The organism is Salinicoccus halodurans, from assembly GCF_900114445.1.
Classification (GTDB): Bacteria; Bacillota; Bacilli; order Staphylococcales; family Salinicoccaceae; genus Salinicoccus; species Salinicoccus halodurans.
Window position 1 is genome coordinate 187,236 of sequence record NZ_FOTB01000004.1, and the last position, 15,604, is coordinate 202,839.

Genomic DNA, 15,604 nt, shown 5'->3' on the forward strand with positions numbered 1-15,604 from the left:
CTTTTTTTATTGGAAATAAAAAAACTCCTGCCCCGCCTGAACGGGATAGGAGTTTGAAAAGATATATTAGCCGATGGAACCTTCCATTTCGAAGGAGATAAGACGGTTCATTTCGACCGCATATTCCATTGGCAGTTCTTTTGTGAATGGTTCGATGAAGCCCATAACGATCATTTCTGTCGCTTCTTCTTCACCAAGACCGCGGCTCATCAGGTAGAAGAGCTGTTCTTCAGATACTTTTGAAACTTTTGCTTCGTGTTCAAGCGAGATATTATCGTTCAGGATCTCGTTGTACGGAATTGTATCCGAAGTGGATTCGTTATCCATGATCAGCGTGTCACATTCGATGTTGGAACGTGCGCCTTCAGCTTTACGGCCGAAGTGTACCTGGCCACGGTAGGATACTTTACCACCATTTTTAGAGATGGATTTGGACACGATAGTTGATGAAGTATTCGGAGCGAGGTGGATCATTTTCGCACCTGCATCCTGGTGCTGTCCTTTACCTGCAAGAGCGATGGACAGTGTCATACCACGTGCGCCTTCGCCTTTCAGGAATACGGAAGGATACTTCATTGTAAGTTTGGAACCGATGTTGCCATCGACCCATTCCATCGTACCGTTCTCTTCAACAAACGTACGTTTTGTAACAAGGTTATAAACGTTGTTTGCCCAGTTCTGAATTGTAGTATAACGGCAGTAAGCATCTTTTTTAACAATGATTTCAACGACTGCAGAGTGCAGTGAATTCGTTGTATAGACTGGAGCTGTACAACCCTCTACATAGTGCACACTTGAACCTTCGTCACAGATGATGAGCGTACGTTCAAACTGTCCCATGTTTTCAGAGTTGATACGGAAGTACGCCTGCAGTGGCGTATCCAGTTTTACTCCAGGCGGGCAATAGATGAATGAACCGCCGGACCATACTGCAGAGTTAAGTGCAGAGAATTTGTTGTCCGTCGGCGGAATCACTGTTGCCCAATGCTCCTTGAACAACTCTTCGTTTTCACGAAGTGCAGAATCTGTATCTTTAAAGATTACACCTTTATCTTCAAGGTCCTGCTCCATGTTGTGATAAACAACTTCGGATTCATACTGTGCAGAAACACCTGCAAGATATTTTTGTTCCGCTTCAGGGATACCAAGTTTATCAAATGTACGTTTGATTTCATCCGGCACCTCATCCCACGAACGTTCTGCCATCTCAGATGGTTTTACGTAGTACGTAATTTCATCAAAGTCCAGCTCTGAGAGGTCTCCACCCCACATTGGCATTGGCATTTTATAGAAATGTTCCAGGGACTTAAGACGGAAATCAAGCATCCACTGAGGCTCTTCTTTCATATTGGAAATTTCGCGGACAATTTCTTCTGTCAAACCGCGGTCAGAACGGAAAATCGATACGTCTTCATCATGGAAACCGTATTTGTAATCGCCGACTTCTGGTGCTTTTTTAGCCATATCAGTCACTCCTTTTTATTATTCGCTGTCCGATTCCTTAACGCCTTTTTCAAGTGCTTTCCAGGATAAAGTGGCGCACTTGATACGGGCAGGGAATTGATTCACGCCGGCCAGCGCTTCGATATCACCCATATCGTCGGTGATATCATAATCTTCGCCCAGCATCATCTTGCTGAACTCGTCGCCCATCGAGAGGGCTTTATCGAGTTTTTGACCAGTAATCGCTTCTGTCATCATGGAAGCACTGGCCATAGAAATGGAGCAACCTTCCCCTTCGAATTTAACATCCTCGACAACGTCATCCACTACATTTAAAGTAAGTCTGATCCTGTCGCCGCAAGTCGGGTTGTTCATATCTACAGTCAGAGTGCCATCTTCAATAACCCCTTTATTTCTCGGGTTCTTGTAGTGGTCCATGATTACTGAACGGTAGAGCTGATTCAGATTGTTAAAATTCATAAGAGAAAAACTCCTTCGTACGTTTAAGGCTTTCTATGAACTCATCTATTTCTTCTCTGGTGTTATATACGTAAAAGCTGGCTCTTGCGGTCGATGAAACGTCAAGCCATTTCATCAGAGGCTGGGCACAATGGTGACCGGCACGAACTGCAATACCTTCGGTATCGAGCGCTGTCGCAAGGTCATGCGGGTGGACTCCATCCAGATTGAATGTAATCAGACCGGCACGTTCCTTAGGACCGTAGATCTCGATGCCTTCGATCTCACTCATGCGCCCGTAAGCATAGTTTACCAGTTCCTGCTCATAATCCAAAATCGCTTCCGGACCAATTTCTGTGATATAGTCTATTGCTGCTGAGAGGCCGATCGCTTCGGCAATCATAGGTGTGCCTGCCTCGAACTTCACAGGCAGATCCGTCCAGGTCGATTCTCTCAAATCTACGAAGTCTATCATATCTCCACCGTATTCGATGGGCTCCATTTTATCAAGCAGTTCGCTTTTGCCATAGAGCACGCCAATACCGGTCGGCCCCAGCATCTTGTGTCCGCTGAATGCATAGAAGTCAACGTCCAGATCCTGTACGTCCACTGTCATATGCGGAACAGCCTGGGCACCGTCCACTGAGATATAAGCATCGTTCCTGTGTGCAATTTTCGCTATTTCTTTGATGTCGTTTATTGTACCCAGAACATTGGATACATGTGTGATTGCAACAATCTTCGTGCGCTCAGACACGACGGATTCAACACTTTCAAGCGTAATCGTGCCGTCTGCTTCCATCGGGATGAAAACGAGTTTGGCACCTGTGCGCCTGGCAAGCTGCTGCCATGGGACGATGTTTGCATGGTGTTCCATTTCAGTCACCACAATCTCATCGTCCGCGCCGACAATCATGTCACCGAAGCTGCGTGCCACAAGGTTGATTGCTGCAGTGGTTCCCCGCGTGAATACTATTTCCTCATATCTCTTAGCATTGATGAAGTTCTTAACCTTCATACGCGTCTGTTCATAACCATCTGTCGCTTTTGTTCCAAGTGTGTGTACCCCGCGGTGCACATTTGAATTGTACTCGCGGTAATAGTCGTTCATTGCTTCGATGACTTTCGCCGGTGTCTGGCTTGTTGCAGAAGTGTCAAAGTATATGAGGTCTTTCCCGTTTACCTTCTGGTCAAGGATTGGGAAATCCTTTCTGATATCAATTGCATTCATTCGGGAAAACCCCTTTAAAACTTATTTTGAAAGAACTTTCATCTCAATGACTTCTCTGAGCTGATTTTTAACAGATTCGATCGGCAGTGCTCTCACAACCGGATCCAGGAATCCGTGGATGACAAGTCTTTCCGCTTCTTTCTGGGAAATACCCCGGCTCATCAGATAGAACAGCTGTATCGGGTCGACACGCCCAACTGAAGCTGCGTGACCTGCTGTTACATCATCTTCATCAATCAGAAGAATCGGGTTCGCGTCGCCGCGCGCTTTTTCACTGAGCATCAATACACGGGATTCCTGCTGTGCATCGGCACGTGTACCACCGTGCTTGATGTATCCCACACCGTTGAAGATACTGGAGGCACTGTCCTTCATGACACCGTGCTTGAGGATGTGTCCGTTTGTATCTTTACCGTAATGGATGATCTGGGAAGTGAAATTCAGCTTCTGTTCCCCGCGTCCTACAACAACGATCTTAAGATCTGAGTCTGAATTATCCCCAATCAGGTAAGTCGTATTGTCATAGATGACGTTTGAGTCATTCATGAGTCCGAGTGCCCAGTCGATGTCAGCATCTCTGCCGGTTACACCGCGGCGGTTGATATAACCAGTGAAGCCCTCGGCAAGGAAGTCCACTGCGCCATATTTCACTTTTGCGTTATCTTTGGCGATCACTTCGGAAATGATATTCACCTGTTCATTTGATTTATCAACGCCGGAGAGGTAGTTCTCAACATAAGTCAGCTCAGAACCTTCGTCTGCAACGATCAGTACGTGGTTGAACAATGATGCTTTTTCATCATCATGAAGTACAACCATCTGTACAGGATTTTCTATCTGTACATTTTTAGGGACATAGATGAACAACCCGCCGTTCAGCATCGCCGCATGGTATGCAGCAAGCTTATGTTCATCCATTTTCACACCATCGGTCATGAAATATTTTTCAACGAGTTCAGGGTGGTTCGCACTCGCTTCGATGATGTTCTCTATGATTACGCCTTTATCCAGAAGATCATCAGATACTTTAAGGAAAGCAGGCGTGTTGTTGTGCTGTACGTAAATATTCTCAGTATGCTCGATATCAAGCAGACTTCTTACAGATTCCGGAAGTTCTTCCAGGCTGCCGTAGACAGAGCTGTCGGTTACAGGTTGCGTGACAGTGAAGAAGTCCCATCTGTTGAGCTTAGTCTTGTCAGGTTTAGGCATTTCAAGACTTTCAATCTTATCAAGTGCTTCCTGCTTTTTGCTGATCAGAAGTTCAGACTCACCGCGTTCTTTTGCCCGTGAGATTACTTCATCAGCATTGATCACAAATTCATTTACATCAGTAGCCATTGTCATCCTCCTGTCTTATTAAGCGTCTGCGCCAATAGTTTCGTCTTCGATGCCTAGTTCTTCCTTGATCCAGTCGTAACCTTCGTTCTCAAGACGTTCAGCAAGCTCTTTACCGCCCGACTTAACAACGCGGCCCTGCATCATAACGTGAACATTGTCAGGTGTGATGTAGTTCAGGAGACGCTGATAGTGAGTGATGATAAGCGCACCGAAGCCATCTCCGCGCAGACCATTGATTCCTTTGGAAACAACTTTCAATGCGTCGATATCGAGACCGGAGTCGATTTCATCAAGGATACCGAATTTAGGCTCAAGCATCATAAGCTGAAGAATTTCGTTACGTTTCTTCTCGCCGCCGGAGAAACCTTCGTTGAGATAACGTGTGGACATATCGAGATCCATCTCAAGATAGTTCATGTTCTTATCCAATTTTTTGATGAACTGCATCAGATTGATTTCATCGCCCTCTTCGCGCTGAGCATTGATTGCAGAACGAAGGAAATCAGAGTTTGTCACTCCGGAAATCTCGGATGGGTACTGCATGCCAAGGAAAAGACCAGCCTGTGCACGCTCGTCAACTTCCATATCGAGTACGCTCTCTCCATCGAGAAGCACTTCTCCGCTTGTTACTTCATATCTCGGGTGACCCATGATCGCCTGTGCAAGCGTGGATTTACCAGTACCGTTTGGTCCCATGACCGCATGGATTTCACCTTGTTTAAGAGTGAGGTCAACACCCTTTAAAATTTCTTTGCCGTCAATTTCGACATGTAGGTCTTTGATTTCTAGAACAGATGTCATTTATAACCCTCCAACAGATTTTTAGGATAATATTTTACTATACTAGTTTATAATAATTCTAAATAATAGTCAAAGTCTAGTACAGCATTCCAATTACCACTATAGTATACCTTAAATGCGTTCCACTTTAAACCATTCAGACCGCTTTGTTAAAGTCTCTCCACAAAAAACAGCCCTGCGACTGATAATGATCGCAGGGTAAATGAAAACAACCTATTTAATGAGGTCCAATGTGAACGGCGGTTTGTACATCTCGCCGTTGTTCGCTTTGATCGCACCTAAAATCAGGAAGATATAAAATGCGACAGTGATGATCGGGCCGATTATCAGCCCGATAAGGATGAACGAAGTCAACCATGCTACGAACATGTAAATCGTATAGGAAAGACCGAAATTCACAACATGTCTCAGTGCTTCAGCTGTAGCCGGGTCTTCATCTTTTTTTAGTACCCAGAGAATCAAAGGACCAACGACTGCAGTAAATGCGGACAGTATGAAAGAGACGAGGACCATGGATTTATCAAAACCGTGTGTATTTTGTTCATTCATTTAAAACACCTCCAATTATAATTTTATAGGTTACTTTAATTCTACCCTATATATGTGCATGAATAACAGCAATAGCTTGTAAAGATTACTTTAATTTTATATCAGAGATACGGTAAAGTCCGCTTTCATCACTATAAGTGATCGTGTGGGTCTGTTTATTATCGGAGCCGTCTTCCTTAATATTTACATTTACTTCATAAATCAACTCGGAGTTGTCCTCTTTATGCTCTGTAAGTTCAATATCACCAACTTCGATTTCATACTCTGTTTCGGTTTCAAGCGCCGGCCTCAGCACATCCAATACATTGTCCGGAACAGACGTTTCGGAGAAACTGAACCTGAGGGAACTCGTCTGGCTCATTTCAGAATCAGCATTGAATGATTCCTCAAAGTCCTCGTAGAACTCAGGAATATGCTCTTCCGTTTTCTTTTTCGCATATTCACTGTCTCTTGCAGTCTGTTCCTTTTCCCTCGCTTCATCCTGTATCTTCTCTATCTCATTATGATCAAATTCAAGATCCGCCCGTATAGCTCTTTCATCTTCTCCGCGCGGACCGACTTCGACTTTATCCGTCTGGATGACCTGGCCTTCGATTTCGCCTTCAGCATACACTTCAACAGGCTCTTTAGCACTAATCGGGCCATATCCGCCACGCTCGAATTCGAGGTCTGTCACATCTTTGCCATTAGCGTATACCTTCAGATTTTCCAAACCTTGATAACTGGCTATACTGGTATAAAGGATTCCCATATCATCTTTGACCGTCACTGTTTTTTGAGAAGACCCGTTGAAATTGACGAGTAAAGACATGTCGAATGTTTCACCATTCATCTCACCTTCGCCATCAATTTCATAAATCCCGGGGATGAAATTATCAAGCAACGTCGTTTCTTCTTCCGAAGAACCGATTGTATATTGCTCTCCATCAAAGGTATATGTAAAAGAAGCATACTGAAGGTCGGCGAAAATTTCATGTCTTTCTACTTCCATCGCAGTTTCTCCATCCTCTTTTTCAAGAGTAACAATCGAGCCGCCTTCCCCGCGAAGATCCGACTCTGAATCACCGTCAGCATCTCCTACGGATTCAGCCATGTTTTCAAGCGCCCTTCTCAAAGATTCTTCAGAATATTCCTCTTTAACAAGTTTAACATGCCCCACTGCCTCGTCTTCTGTCACCTGGACATCCTCATCACTCAGGATCTCCTGCAATGTTTCATAATCATCATTCAAAACTGCCTCTTCATAATCAGAGACAACACTCTCTGCCCCATTTCCACATGCTGATAAAACCACAAGGATGATCCCCAGCGGAATTACCTTTATCCAATTCCTCATAATCACTTTCGTCCTAACTTTTACTATTAAAATAGCGTATGATTTTTTCCCACGTTGTCTCATTAATTTTTTCTAATTCTGAAATCACTTCATCTATTGTCTGGTAACGCTGATCCATACTGGATTTGGTACATCTGTAAATAAACTCTTTCAGTTTCCTCGGCGCATCGGTTTCTTCAAACAGCGAACTTTGTGTATAAATGTTTCCACCGTTTGATATGACATAGTACAATGTTGCACCAAGGGCAAAGATATCGGATCTTTTATCCACTACTCCATTTTCAAATTGTTCCGGAGCCGCAAAACCAACCGTTCCAAAGGCTTTATTATGTATGATGTTCGTATCATCTGAGGAGGTACCGAAATCGACAAGTTTCACAGTAAGTTTTTTATCGATGACAACATTTGACGGTTTAATATCACGGATAACAACCTGAGGTTCCTGCCTATGGAAATATTTAATAATTCCGGCCAGTTGTTTGCCTATATAAAGCGTTTCCTGCCAGTTGTATTGATAATCTTTTACATCAATTATATGCTTAAGATTTCTTCCTTCCATCAGTGTCATCACTATTGCTTTATATTCATCAACATTCAGATAATCAATCAATGTGGGTATGGCAGGATGATTCAATTTTTTAAGAAGTGATGCCTCGTTATCCAGCTGTTTATTATTTATAAACACAGGATCTTTGGCAACCTTGAGAATTGCCCGGGTACCATCCTTAAGTTCAGTCAGAAATATCTTGGATGTGCCGCCGTTAGTAATATGTTTTACTACACTATATTTCTCATGCTGCCAGTTATCCAAGATCATTACTGCACCACCCACATCATTTAATTAATAAAATACAAATATCATCATTGAAGTCTGACCGCTTAATTTCATCGTAGATTATATCGACGATATCCTGCGCATCTTTCTGAAATGAGTCTTCGATGATTTTATTCAGCTTTTCATCCGTTAAAGATTTGTAGACGCCGTCGGTACACAAAAGAATCATATCTTCATCCCTGATTGTCCCGAAGGTTACAAAAGGCTGTATTTCACCTTTCACCCCCAGGCACTGTGTGAGTACACCCGATTGGGGGTGATTTGTTGATTCATCTGCAGAAATCTCACCGTCCCTGATTTTCCGGCTGACCAGAGTATGGTCTTCAGTCAATTGAATAAAGCCCCTGCGGCCGTCCAATTCAGATGTTTCTTCAGTATCATGACCGTTTAAACTGTATCTATATATTCTCGCATCTCCAACATGGTGAATCAGATACATATTATTTACTAATACCAATGAAGATAATGTTGTACCCATTTTCACATTATCATTGCTGCCCATATCTATCAGTTCCTGATTCAGCTGGCGGAACTCATTTCCCTGCCCGTTCTCAAATGCAGCAATCAGCTCCTGAATATCCAGAGATTGGCCAACAGCGTCATTCCACCATCCTTCCTGCTTTTCGATGACGTGATGGCTCGCTGATTTCGCATTATCATGGCCTCCCATCCCATCTGCAATGGAAAGGAAGTATACGTCATGGCCTCCGAACATCTGTCCTCCGGCGCCAAAATGGTAATCTTCATTGGTTTCTTTCCCGCGTCCTTTTGCATTAATCACACCGATATCTCTTTTGGACATGATCATGCCTCATTCACTCTGTATTTGAACGACAATTCACCTAGTGTGATCACATCATCAGATTTCAGTTCATAGAGCTTGTACGGGATAAGTTTATCATCGTTGATTTTCGAACCGTTTACCGATCCGATGTCTTTGAATGAGTAGCAGTCATCCTTTTTAACCAGCATCGCATGCTTCCTGGAAATGTTAGAATCATTGACATGATAATCAGACTCGTCCTTGTTTCTTCCTATGAGGAAGTTCTCTCCAAGGATTGCAATTGCCTCACCAATATCATTCTTTCCATCAAATGGAATCAGAAAATCACTTGCTCTCCCCTTTTCCAATTTGACATTCCTTTTCAGTTCTTCATCATCCTCATCTTCCAGAAGTGTTGTTTTATCAGTGAGTACAAAGGATTCCACTTCATCAGTAGTTTCCTGCTCTTCACTGGCTTCATCCTCACCGGTGGTACTGTCCTGTTTTGAAGATGCTTCTTCAGGTGCAGAATATGCACTTTCTTCAGATGGGGCAACCTCCGCTTCTGGCTGAACGACTGCTTTTGTAACAATGAACGTATCATAATCCATATTTTTCAGAGCATCGAACACTCGGGACCGATGGTCGTTTTCAAGCTCTGAATCTTCAAGTTCGCTTTTCCTGACCTTTTTCTTCACTTTCTTTTCAACAACAATAGGTTCCGCCCCTGGACGCCACTTTTTCCAGTAAACATGCAGCAGAACTGCCACTCCAACGGACAGAAGGAAAGCTGTCCCGAGTAATATGTTGCTGCTGAGCGGCATCTGACTCCAGATCACTGCAAGCAGCACAATCGCGATCAAAGAGGAATACAATTTTTCTTTGCGGTTTAACGGCGGCATTGTTTTGATTTTTTTAATCTTGTATTTATCAGTGTCACCGTATTGCATATCACCTTTGATAGAAACACCTGAATTTTTGATATCGAGAAGATAGTTTTTTATATTTTCTATGCTGAAATTTGGATGCTTCAGATACTGACACAGGTTTATGTAGTCTTCCCGGTCTATATCTACGATTTTTTTTGACACATTGAAAACGAGACGTTTTAATTCATCTTCTGTCGACTCGTCCTTCTCAAAATTTCTAAGGGGCATATACATCAACTTGATATCATAATATCTTTCCCCAACAAATATTGTTTCTTCACTGATACAATATTTCTCAATGCTTAACAGGTTGTTCCTGGACTTCTTCAGAGTATTGCATATTTCAACAATCAACCGATAAAAATCCTCGAATCTTAATTCACCATATTCCAGTCTATCCGATAAGGATGCATGGTTTTCTGTGTTGAAATGCAACGTCTGATGATTATTCTCCTTCACAAAATTGATAGGAAGTGTCCCGTCTATTCTATTATATAGAAACATCTTATATTCAGATTCTTTCAAGTCATCGATAGTCAATCTGTTTCCATTTTTATCAGATTCCAACGATTTTTGTTTTTTATTATCTTTCACTTCGATATTATATCCTGAGATATTCAAATATTTACCCTCCTAATACAACCATATAGTAAAAAGTGATCAAAACACCTGGTATTACTGCAAAAATGAAAGGAAATCTGGTTGCCCGGTTTCTTTTAAACTCCTCCATAGGTGTCAAGGATTTTTCCTGTATGCTTTCTCTCATATGTATAATACTCAGAGTGAGCTGAATTAAAAATGTCCTTGTAAACAATAAATATAGGAGACCAATGATCCCTGCACATATAATTGAGTACATTATTGAATACAGGCCGAAAAGTATTCCGGTAATTGTACCAATTGCAAAAAAGAGCTTCACATCGCCTGCACCAATGGCTTTAAAAACATAAAGTACCAGAAGAATGATGCCGCAGACCAGGCCGCCGCCAAAAGATTGGATAAAACCATCCACGCCTGCGCTCAGCGAATGATAGCCCACCCCAACAACGGCGCCTGAGACATTCAGCCAATTTGGAATGATTTGTTTGATAGCATCATAATAGAAAACAATGCATAGGAATATCCCCAAAATGATAAAATGTATTTCCATAGTTAAGCTCCATTCCAAATATATTCAACAGATTTTTTCTTGATTGTTATCGTCCTGCTGAAAAAAGGTAAATTTATCTCAAGAGGCACTTCGGCGACTACTTCAATAGTCTCCCTGTTTACAACAGGTTCCACTTTAACACCTTCTGCATTGAAGAATTTGCCATCACCTACCCGATCTGCATAAAGCTCTTTCACCAGACCTTCGGTTATGCCCGTTTGAGCAGAAACACTCATATTGGATATGAACTCACCGATTTTACCCTCAGCGTGACTGCCTGCCTTCTCAACAAGAAAATCGACAACATTGTTTTCAGTAACACTGCCGCCCTTTTCCTTGATGACATCCATCATGGCACCCGACTCATTTTCAAGGAGCCCTTCAGCCTCCTGGGCCAGGTAGCCATAATGCGCCATAGTCTGGGTACTCTCAGATACAGATTCCTGCAAAGCCATTTCAGCAATGGCTATCTGAACAAGACACATCAGCATCAGTATAAAAGTAACCATGATAGGAATGACCAGCGCGGCTTCAATCGTAATCACTCCATCTTCATTTTCCCGTAATCGTTTGAACACGCCAGTCACTCCTCAATACTATTCTAAAGGCAATTTGTATGATTGTTCTGTAGGTGCACCATTCTCAAATTTCAATTCATAATAGTCACTCTCAATGGCATCTGTCATAATATAAACTAAATCAAATGTAGCTTCTTCTCCCGGCTGAAGTTCTTGAGATAAATCCTCTTCCGACACATCAAAAATAAATTGTTCTCCTCCCATTTCTCCACCTTGGACAATATCAGGATGAACATATTCACCAATTACAATCGGTTCGTCTGCTATATTTTTAACTGTAACATTGACAACCCCCAGAAAATGGGATTCTCCTGCATTCATAACAAATGAATCCATCGGCTCCCCATCGTATTCTTGAGCTTGTTCAAACGAATTGACTGTAACTTCATAAGGTATTTCCCACTCAAAGCTTTCTACTTCAACCGTATCGCCAATTTCATGGATTTCTCCATCTTCAGATTCTGAATCCGCAGATGCCTCATCGTTAGCATCTTCTGCAGTTTCCTCGTCTGTGTTTTCTTCTGTAGTTTCACCTTCGGACTCATTACTGTCCGAGCAGGCACCCAATATCAGAATCAGGATCAAAGTGCTTAATATTCCAAAGTATTTTTTCATTACAAATCCTCTATCTTAGTATGAATATTTTATCTTTACCAAAAATATAAGTATTATCTTTTAATACTATTCCAAAGGTAATCTGAATGCTGTTTCATTAGGAGACATTTGTTCAAATGTCAGTTCAAAATGTTCATTGTCCCCATACTCGCTCAATATATACACTAGATCAATCGTAGCTTCTTCATCTGGCTGAAGTTCCTGTGAGACATCTTCTTCGGATAAATCATAAACGTACTGCTCTCCACCAGAACTGCCACCTTTAACCATATTTGGATAGACATATTCTCCTATCACTATAGGTTCATCTGAAATGTTTTTCACAGTCATATTCACAATACCTAAGAAATGTGAATCACCTGCATTAGATACCAGTGAATCCAAACTATTACCATCATATTCCTGGGCCTGATCAAAAGAGTTTACTGTCACTTGATACGGGACTTCCCATTCAAAACTTTCAATTTCAGCTGTATCGCCTATTTCATACATACTTCCGTCTGATTCTTCTTCGGTGCTTTCTTCCTGATTATCCGTTGTCTCTTCTGTACTTTCCTCGGTCGTTTCACCTTCTGATTCATTGCTGCCAGAGCAGGCACCCAATATCAGATACAGACTCAAAATGCTTAGTATTCCCAAGTATTTTTTCATTACAAATCCTCTATCTTAGTATGATTATTTTATCTTTACCGAAAATATAAATGTTACCCTTTGGTACTATTCTAAAGGTAATCTGTATGATTGTTCTGTTGGAAACATATTTTGAAACTTTAATTCGTAGTAACCACTATCTATATCAGTACTCATTGTATAAACCAAATCAAATGTTGCTTCTTCATCCGGCTGTAACTCTTGTGATAGATCTTCTTCAGACACATCAAAAATAAATTGCTCGCCACCGTCTGTTCCACCTTGCACAATGTCAGGGGCAACATATTCCCCAATTACAATTGGTTCATCAGCTAAATTTTTCACCGTCATATTTACCACACCTAAGAAATTCGTTTCATGTGCGTTCATTAAATATGACTCTAATGGTTCACCGTCGTATTCTTGTACTTGCTCAAAAGAATTCACAGTTACTTCGTAAGGGATTTCCCATTCAAAACTCTCTACTTCTACAGTATCGCCAATCTCATGTATTTCTCCATCTTCAGACTCTGAATCTTCCGTGGATTCTTCATCTGTGTCTTCCGATGTTTCTTCTTCTGTGTTTTCTTCAGTTGTTTCTCCTTCGGATTCATTACTGTCAGAGCAGGCGCCCAGTATAAATATCAACCCAAAAATGCTTATAATCCCTAAATATTTTTTCATTATAGACCCTCCATATTAATATGAATAATGTTTTTCCTTATTAAATATATAATTGTTACCTTCTACTTTTCCAGGGAAAAAAGTAGGTAAGAATAAAAGATTAACTTCGCCCCTAACATTACTATTCAAGTAGGTTTCGCCTGTTTGAGTGAAATCAACACTAGTAGCCTGGGACAATGCAGATTGTATTCTTATTCTTTTTTGTGCATTAAAAGTTTCATTCAAGGACCGCAAACTCAAGAATAATCTAGTCATAAGATCCGGCGTTACATTAACTCCAGATCTTTTCTTGCCTAAAATCTTTAATTCTATACCGCGATCTTTATTTAAAAAATCATTAAAATCCGTCACAGTTTGTGTAATTGCAACTACGAGAGCAATCGCAACTCCTATCCATCCCAATTTACTGAGAGGATTTTTCACTAAAGTATCAAATATATTAATAGCGAGGATAATACCTGCCATCTCAAGTAGAAACTGTCCATAATTTGCTCCGGATTGATGGTGACCATATATCATATACATTGCTTGTTTAGTATCATAATTGAAACTTTCCTGTTTGATTTCAAAAGGTTTGGAAACTCCAAAGTTGGCCATGATGTATTCATTCATATAGATTTCTGATCGGATAGCATAAGGGTTTGACATTAGTTCAAAAAGGTTTTTAAGTTTATCAAATGCTTTAGTTATGAATTCTTTCCTGTCTTCCTCGGCAATCAATTCGCCATCAGACCCGGCACCAGAGTATTTGCTGTTATACATTTCCAATGTATTGTAGATTTCCTGGTCAGCGGAATATGATTCGGCCATGCCCAATGCATCATTCAGCGTCTCTAAAAGTTTTCCGAAAGATTCATCCGCTTCTTCTTCTACTTCATCATAAGTCTGATCATATCTTTCATCTTTCTGAAGTATCTCTTCTGACTCCTCATACTTTTTCCAGCTTGTTGTTATAGAATCAATATTGGTGTCAGCATCGGAAATAAGCTCAGATGCTGCTGTCTCGACATAACCAGGCGCCTCTTTTGTTTCAGAGTTGACTGCCAATTTGAAAATTGACGCTTGTGAAAGCAGTCCATACCTTTGTAAATTCCCAAAGCTGGTCATGGTCCCCGGTGCGTCAGCCTTTCCCAGTACATAATCGTCCAGACTTTCAAAATCATTTTCTATCGAAGTAAAAAATTCATTGTCCAGAATCAACTTGTTGATTTCTTCCAATCCGTCTGTAGATCCGACCATTTCTTTAATTTCATTGTTGTAATCCATTGCTGAATTATTGCTGGGTGAACTTGAATTTCCGGAACCGAAAAGTGCTTTGAGAATATCCTCTTTATAACTGGCGTAATTGGTCTGAATCAGACCTTCTGTTGGTAATGTTTCTGTGTTGAATTTAGATCTGGCATCCTCAAAGTACCCGAGCTCATCTTCTTCATCGTCACGCTTCTTTTCTTTATCTTCTTTTTCTTCATCGCTTAATTCTTCTTCTGATTCTTCATCTTCGGAATCTTCTTCCTCATGCTTGTTTTTCAATTCAAGGTATCTTGGGTAATATTTTGAAAGATCCGCCATGTTCGACTTTATAGATTCAGGGATTTTCTCAGATGATGACTCTTTACCTACGATTTTGGAATTATATCTTGATGTAATGTCTTCCTTGAGACTTTTAACTTCCTCGTCAGCTTTCTTCAGTTCCGCATTCCGTTTTTTGACAAGTTCCATAACTTCTTCAAATTTCTCGAGGAATTCCTGTGTTTCTTCCATATCTTCTACTTCGCTCGGGTCTACAGTACCATCAGCTTTCTTCAGGAGGTCTGCAAAAACCCCGGCCATCTGTATGGGAGCCTGATACTTCATCGTTTCATTGATCTGATATTTGAATATATCCGGATTCAATATATCCCTGTCAGTGTCAAAGGAAGCTGAACTCGAGCTGATGGATACTTGGGATAGATTGGAGTACCCTTCCAATTCTCCCGGGGTAAAAAGCTGCTCTTCGAGTGTCTTCTCAAAAATCGAAAGTGAATCATTGCCGGTAACAAAAATCCCGTAATCAGCGAGTGAACTGTCATATTGTGACATTGTCGACCTGACAGCTGATTCAACAGCGTTATCAAGCTGTCTTTCTGCCGACATTATCCGTACCATGTCAATCAGAAGAGCATTGATGATAAAGATGGGCAGTATGATACATATGGCGAAGATGGAAACTGAACCGCCATTACCAAAGATCAGAGGTTTTATAAACTGTTTGATTTTTTTCATT

The 15,604-nt window shown here is 41.3% G+C and carries 16 protein-coding genes; all 16 read right to left on the minus strand.

Features of this window, described 5'->3' with window-relative positions; all coding sequences use genetic code 11:
• Nucleotides 1-66 precede the first annotated feature (66 nt).
• Complete coding sequence (gene sufB, locus BM271_RS09475) at nt 67-1,464, minus strand: Fe-S cluster assembly protein SufB (RefSeq protein ID WP_046789461.1); 1,398 nt, start codon at nt 1,462-1,464, stop codon at nt 67-69.
• A gap of 18 nt (nt 1,465-1,482) precedes the next feature.
• Complete coding sequence (gene sufU / locus BM271_RS09480) at nt 1,483-1,923, minus strand: Fe-S cluster assembly sulfur transfer protein SufU (RefSeq protein ID WP_046789460.1); 441 nt, start codon at nt 1,921-1,923, stop codon at nt 1,483-1,485.
• Nucleotides 1,913-3,133 (minus strand): cysteine desulfurase, encoded by a 1,221-nt coding sequence (locus BM271_RS09485; protein WP_046789459.1) that lies wholly within the window; start codon nt 3,131-3,133, stop codon nt 1,913-1,915. The genes sufU and BM271_RS09485 overlap by 11 nt, the downstream gene beginning before the upstream one ends.
• 21 nt (nt 3,134-3,154) lie before the next feature.
• On the minus strand, nt 3,155-4,471 hold the full coding sequence (sufD, locus tag BM271_RS09490; RefSeq protein ID WP_046789458.1) for a Fe-S cluster assembly protein SufD: 1,317 nt from the start codon (nt 4,469-4,471) through the stop codon (nt 3,155-3,157).
• An 18-nt stretch (nt 4,472-4,489) separates the two neighbouring features.
• On the minus strand, nt 4,490-5,272 hold the full coding sequence (gene sufC / locus BM271_RS09495; RefSeq protein WP_046789457.1) for a Fe-S cluster assembly ATPase SufC: 783 nt from the start codon (nt 5,270-5,272) through the stop codon (nt 4,490-4,492).
• Nucleotides 5,273-5,485: 213 nt separating this feature from the next.
• Entirely contained in the window at nt 5,486-5,821 is a 336-nt protein-coding gene (locus tag BM271_RS09500; RefSeq protein WP_046789456.1) for a DUF4870 domain-containing protein, read from the minus strand.
• Nucleotides 5,822-5,906: 85 nt separating this feature from the next.
• The gene (locus BM271_RS09505) at nt 5,907-7,157 is read right to left on the minus strand and encodes a TcaA 3rd/4th domain-containing protein (RefSeq protein WP_046789455.1); all 1,251 of its coding nucleotides are present in this window, start codon (nt 7,155-7,157) and stop codon (nt 5,907-5,909) included.
• A 13-nt stretch (nt 7,158-7,170) separates the two neighbouring features.
• Nucleotides 7,171-7,974, minus strand: coding sequence for a serine/threonine-protein kinase (locus BM271_RS09510; protein WP_046789454.1), 804 nt, complete (start codon nt 7,972-7,974; stop codon nt 7,171-7,173).
• Between the two features lie 16 nt (nt 7,975-7,990).
• Nucleotides 7,991-8,794, minus strand: a complete 804-nt coding sequence (locus tag BM271_RS09515; protein WP_046789453.1) for a PP2C family protein-serine/threonine phosphatase — start codon at nt 8,792-8,794, stop codon at nt 7,991-7,993.
• Between the two features lie 2 nt (nt 8,795-8,796).
• Complete coding sequence (locus BM271_RS09520; RefSeq protein WP_046789452.1) at nt 8,797-10,305, minus strand: DUF6382 domain-containing protein; 1,509 nt, start codon at nt 10,303-10,305, stop codon at nt 8,797-8,799.
• A 4-nt stretch (nt 10,306-10,309) separates the two neighbouring features.
• Nucleotides 10,310-10,834, minus strand: coding sequence for an A24 family peptidase (locus BM271_RS09525; RefSeq protein ID WP_046789451.1), 525 nt, complete (start codon nt 10,832-10,834; stop codon nt 10,310-10,312).
• A gap of 2 nt (nt 10,835-10,836) precedes the next feature.
• Complete coding sequence (locus tag BM271_RS09530) at nt 10,837-11,412, minus strand: TadE/TadG family type IV pilus assembly protein (RefSeq protein ID WP_046789450.1); 576 nt, start codon at nt 11,410-11,412, stop codon at nt 10,837-10,839.
• Nucleotides 11,413-11,430: 18 nt separating this feature from the next.
• The gene (locus BM271_RS09535; protein WP_046789449.1) at nt 11,431-12,027 is read right to left on the minus strand and encodes a DUF4352 domain-containing protein; all 597 of its coding nucleotides are present in this window, start codon (nt 12,025-12,027) and stop codon (nt 11,431-11,433) included.
• A 66-nt stretch (nt 12,028-12,093) separates the two neighbouring features.
• Nucleotides 12,094-12,678: a DUF4352 domain-containing protein gene (locus BM271_RS09540; protein ID WP_046789448.1), complete on the minus strand. Its 585-nt coding sequence runs from the start codon at nt 12,676-12,678 to the stop codon at nt 12,094-12,096.
• 66 nt (nt 12,679-12,744) lie between these two features.
• On the minus strand, nt 12,745-13,341 hold the full coding sequence (locus BM271_RS09545; protein ID WP_017547931.1) for a DUF4352 domain-containing protein: 597 nt from the start codon (nt 13,339-13,341) through the stop codon (nt 12,745-12,747).
• 15 nt (nt 13,342-13,356) lie between these two features.
• Nucleotides 13,357-15,603 (minus strand): pilus assembly protein TadG-related protein, encoded by a 2,247-nt coding sequence (locus BM271_RS09550; RefSeq protein WP_046789447.1) that lies wholly within the window; start codon nt 15,601-15,603, stop codon nt 13,357-13,359.
• Between the last annotated feature and the right edge of the window lies 1 nt (nt 15,604).

Excerpts from the sequence above, each read along its gene's own strand:
- sufB (WP_046789461.1), bottom strand. The coding sequence starts at position 1,464 with ATGGCTAAAAAAGCACCAGAAGTCGGCGATTACAAATACGGTTTCCAT.
- sufU (WP_046789460.1), bottom strand. The coding sequence starts at position 1,923 with ATGAATTTTAACAATCTGAATCAGCTCTACCGTTCAGTAATCATGGAC.
- BM271_RS09485 (WP_046789459.1), bottom strand. The coding sequence starts at position 3,133 with ATGAATGCAATTGATATCAGAAAGGATTTCCCAATCCTTGACCAGAAG.
- sufD (WP_046789458.1), bottom strand. The coding sequence starts at position 4,471 with ATGGCTACTGATGTAAATGAATTTGTGATCAATGCTGATGAAGTAATC.
- sufC (WP_046789457.1), bottom strand. The coding sequence starts at position 5,272 with ATGACATCTGTTCTAGAAATCAAAGACCTACATGTCGAAATTGACGGC.
- BM271_RS09500 (WP_046789456.1), bottom strand. The coding sequence starts at position 5,821 with ATGAATGAACAAAATACACACGGTTTTGATAAATCCATGGTCCTCGTC.
- BM271_RS09505 (WP_046789455.1), bottom strand. The coding sequence starts at position 7,157 with ATGAGGAATTGGATAAAGGTAATTCCGCTGGGGATCATCCTTGTGGTT.
- BM271_RS09510 (WP_046789454.1), bottom strand. The coding sequence starts at position 7,974 with ATGATCTTGGATAACTGGCAGCATGAGAAATATAGTGTAGTAAAACAT.
- BM271_RS09515 (WP_046789453.1), bottom strand. The coding sequence starts at position 8,794 with ATGTCCAAAAGAGATATCGGTGTGATTAATGCAAAAGGACGCGGGAAA.
- BM271_RS09525 (WP_046789451.1), bottom strand. The coding sequence starts at position 10,834 with ATGGAAATACATTTTATCATTTTGGGGATATTCCTATGCATTGTTTTC.
- BM271_RS09535 (WP_046789449.1), bottom strand. The coding sequence starts at position 12,027 with ATGAAAAAATACTTTGGAATATTAAGCACTTTGATCCTGATTCTGATA.
- BM271_RS09540 (WP_046789448.1), bottom strand. The coding sequence starts at position 12,678 with ATGAAAAAATACTTGGGAATACTAAGCATTTTGAGTCTGTATCTGATA.
- BM271_RS09545 (WP_017547931.1), bottom strand. The coding sequence starts at position 13,341 with ATGAAAAAATATTTAGGGATTATAAGCATTTTTGGGTTGATATTTATA.
- BM271_RS09550 (WP_046789447.1), bottom strand. The coding sequence starts at position 15,603 with ATGAAAAAAATCAAACAGTTTATAAAACCTCTGATCTTTGGTAATGGC.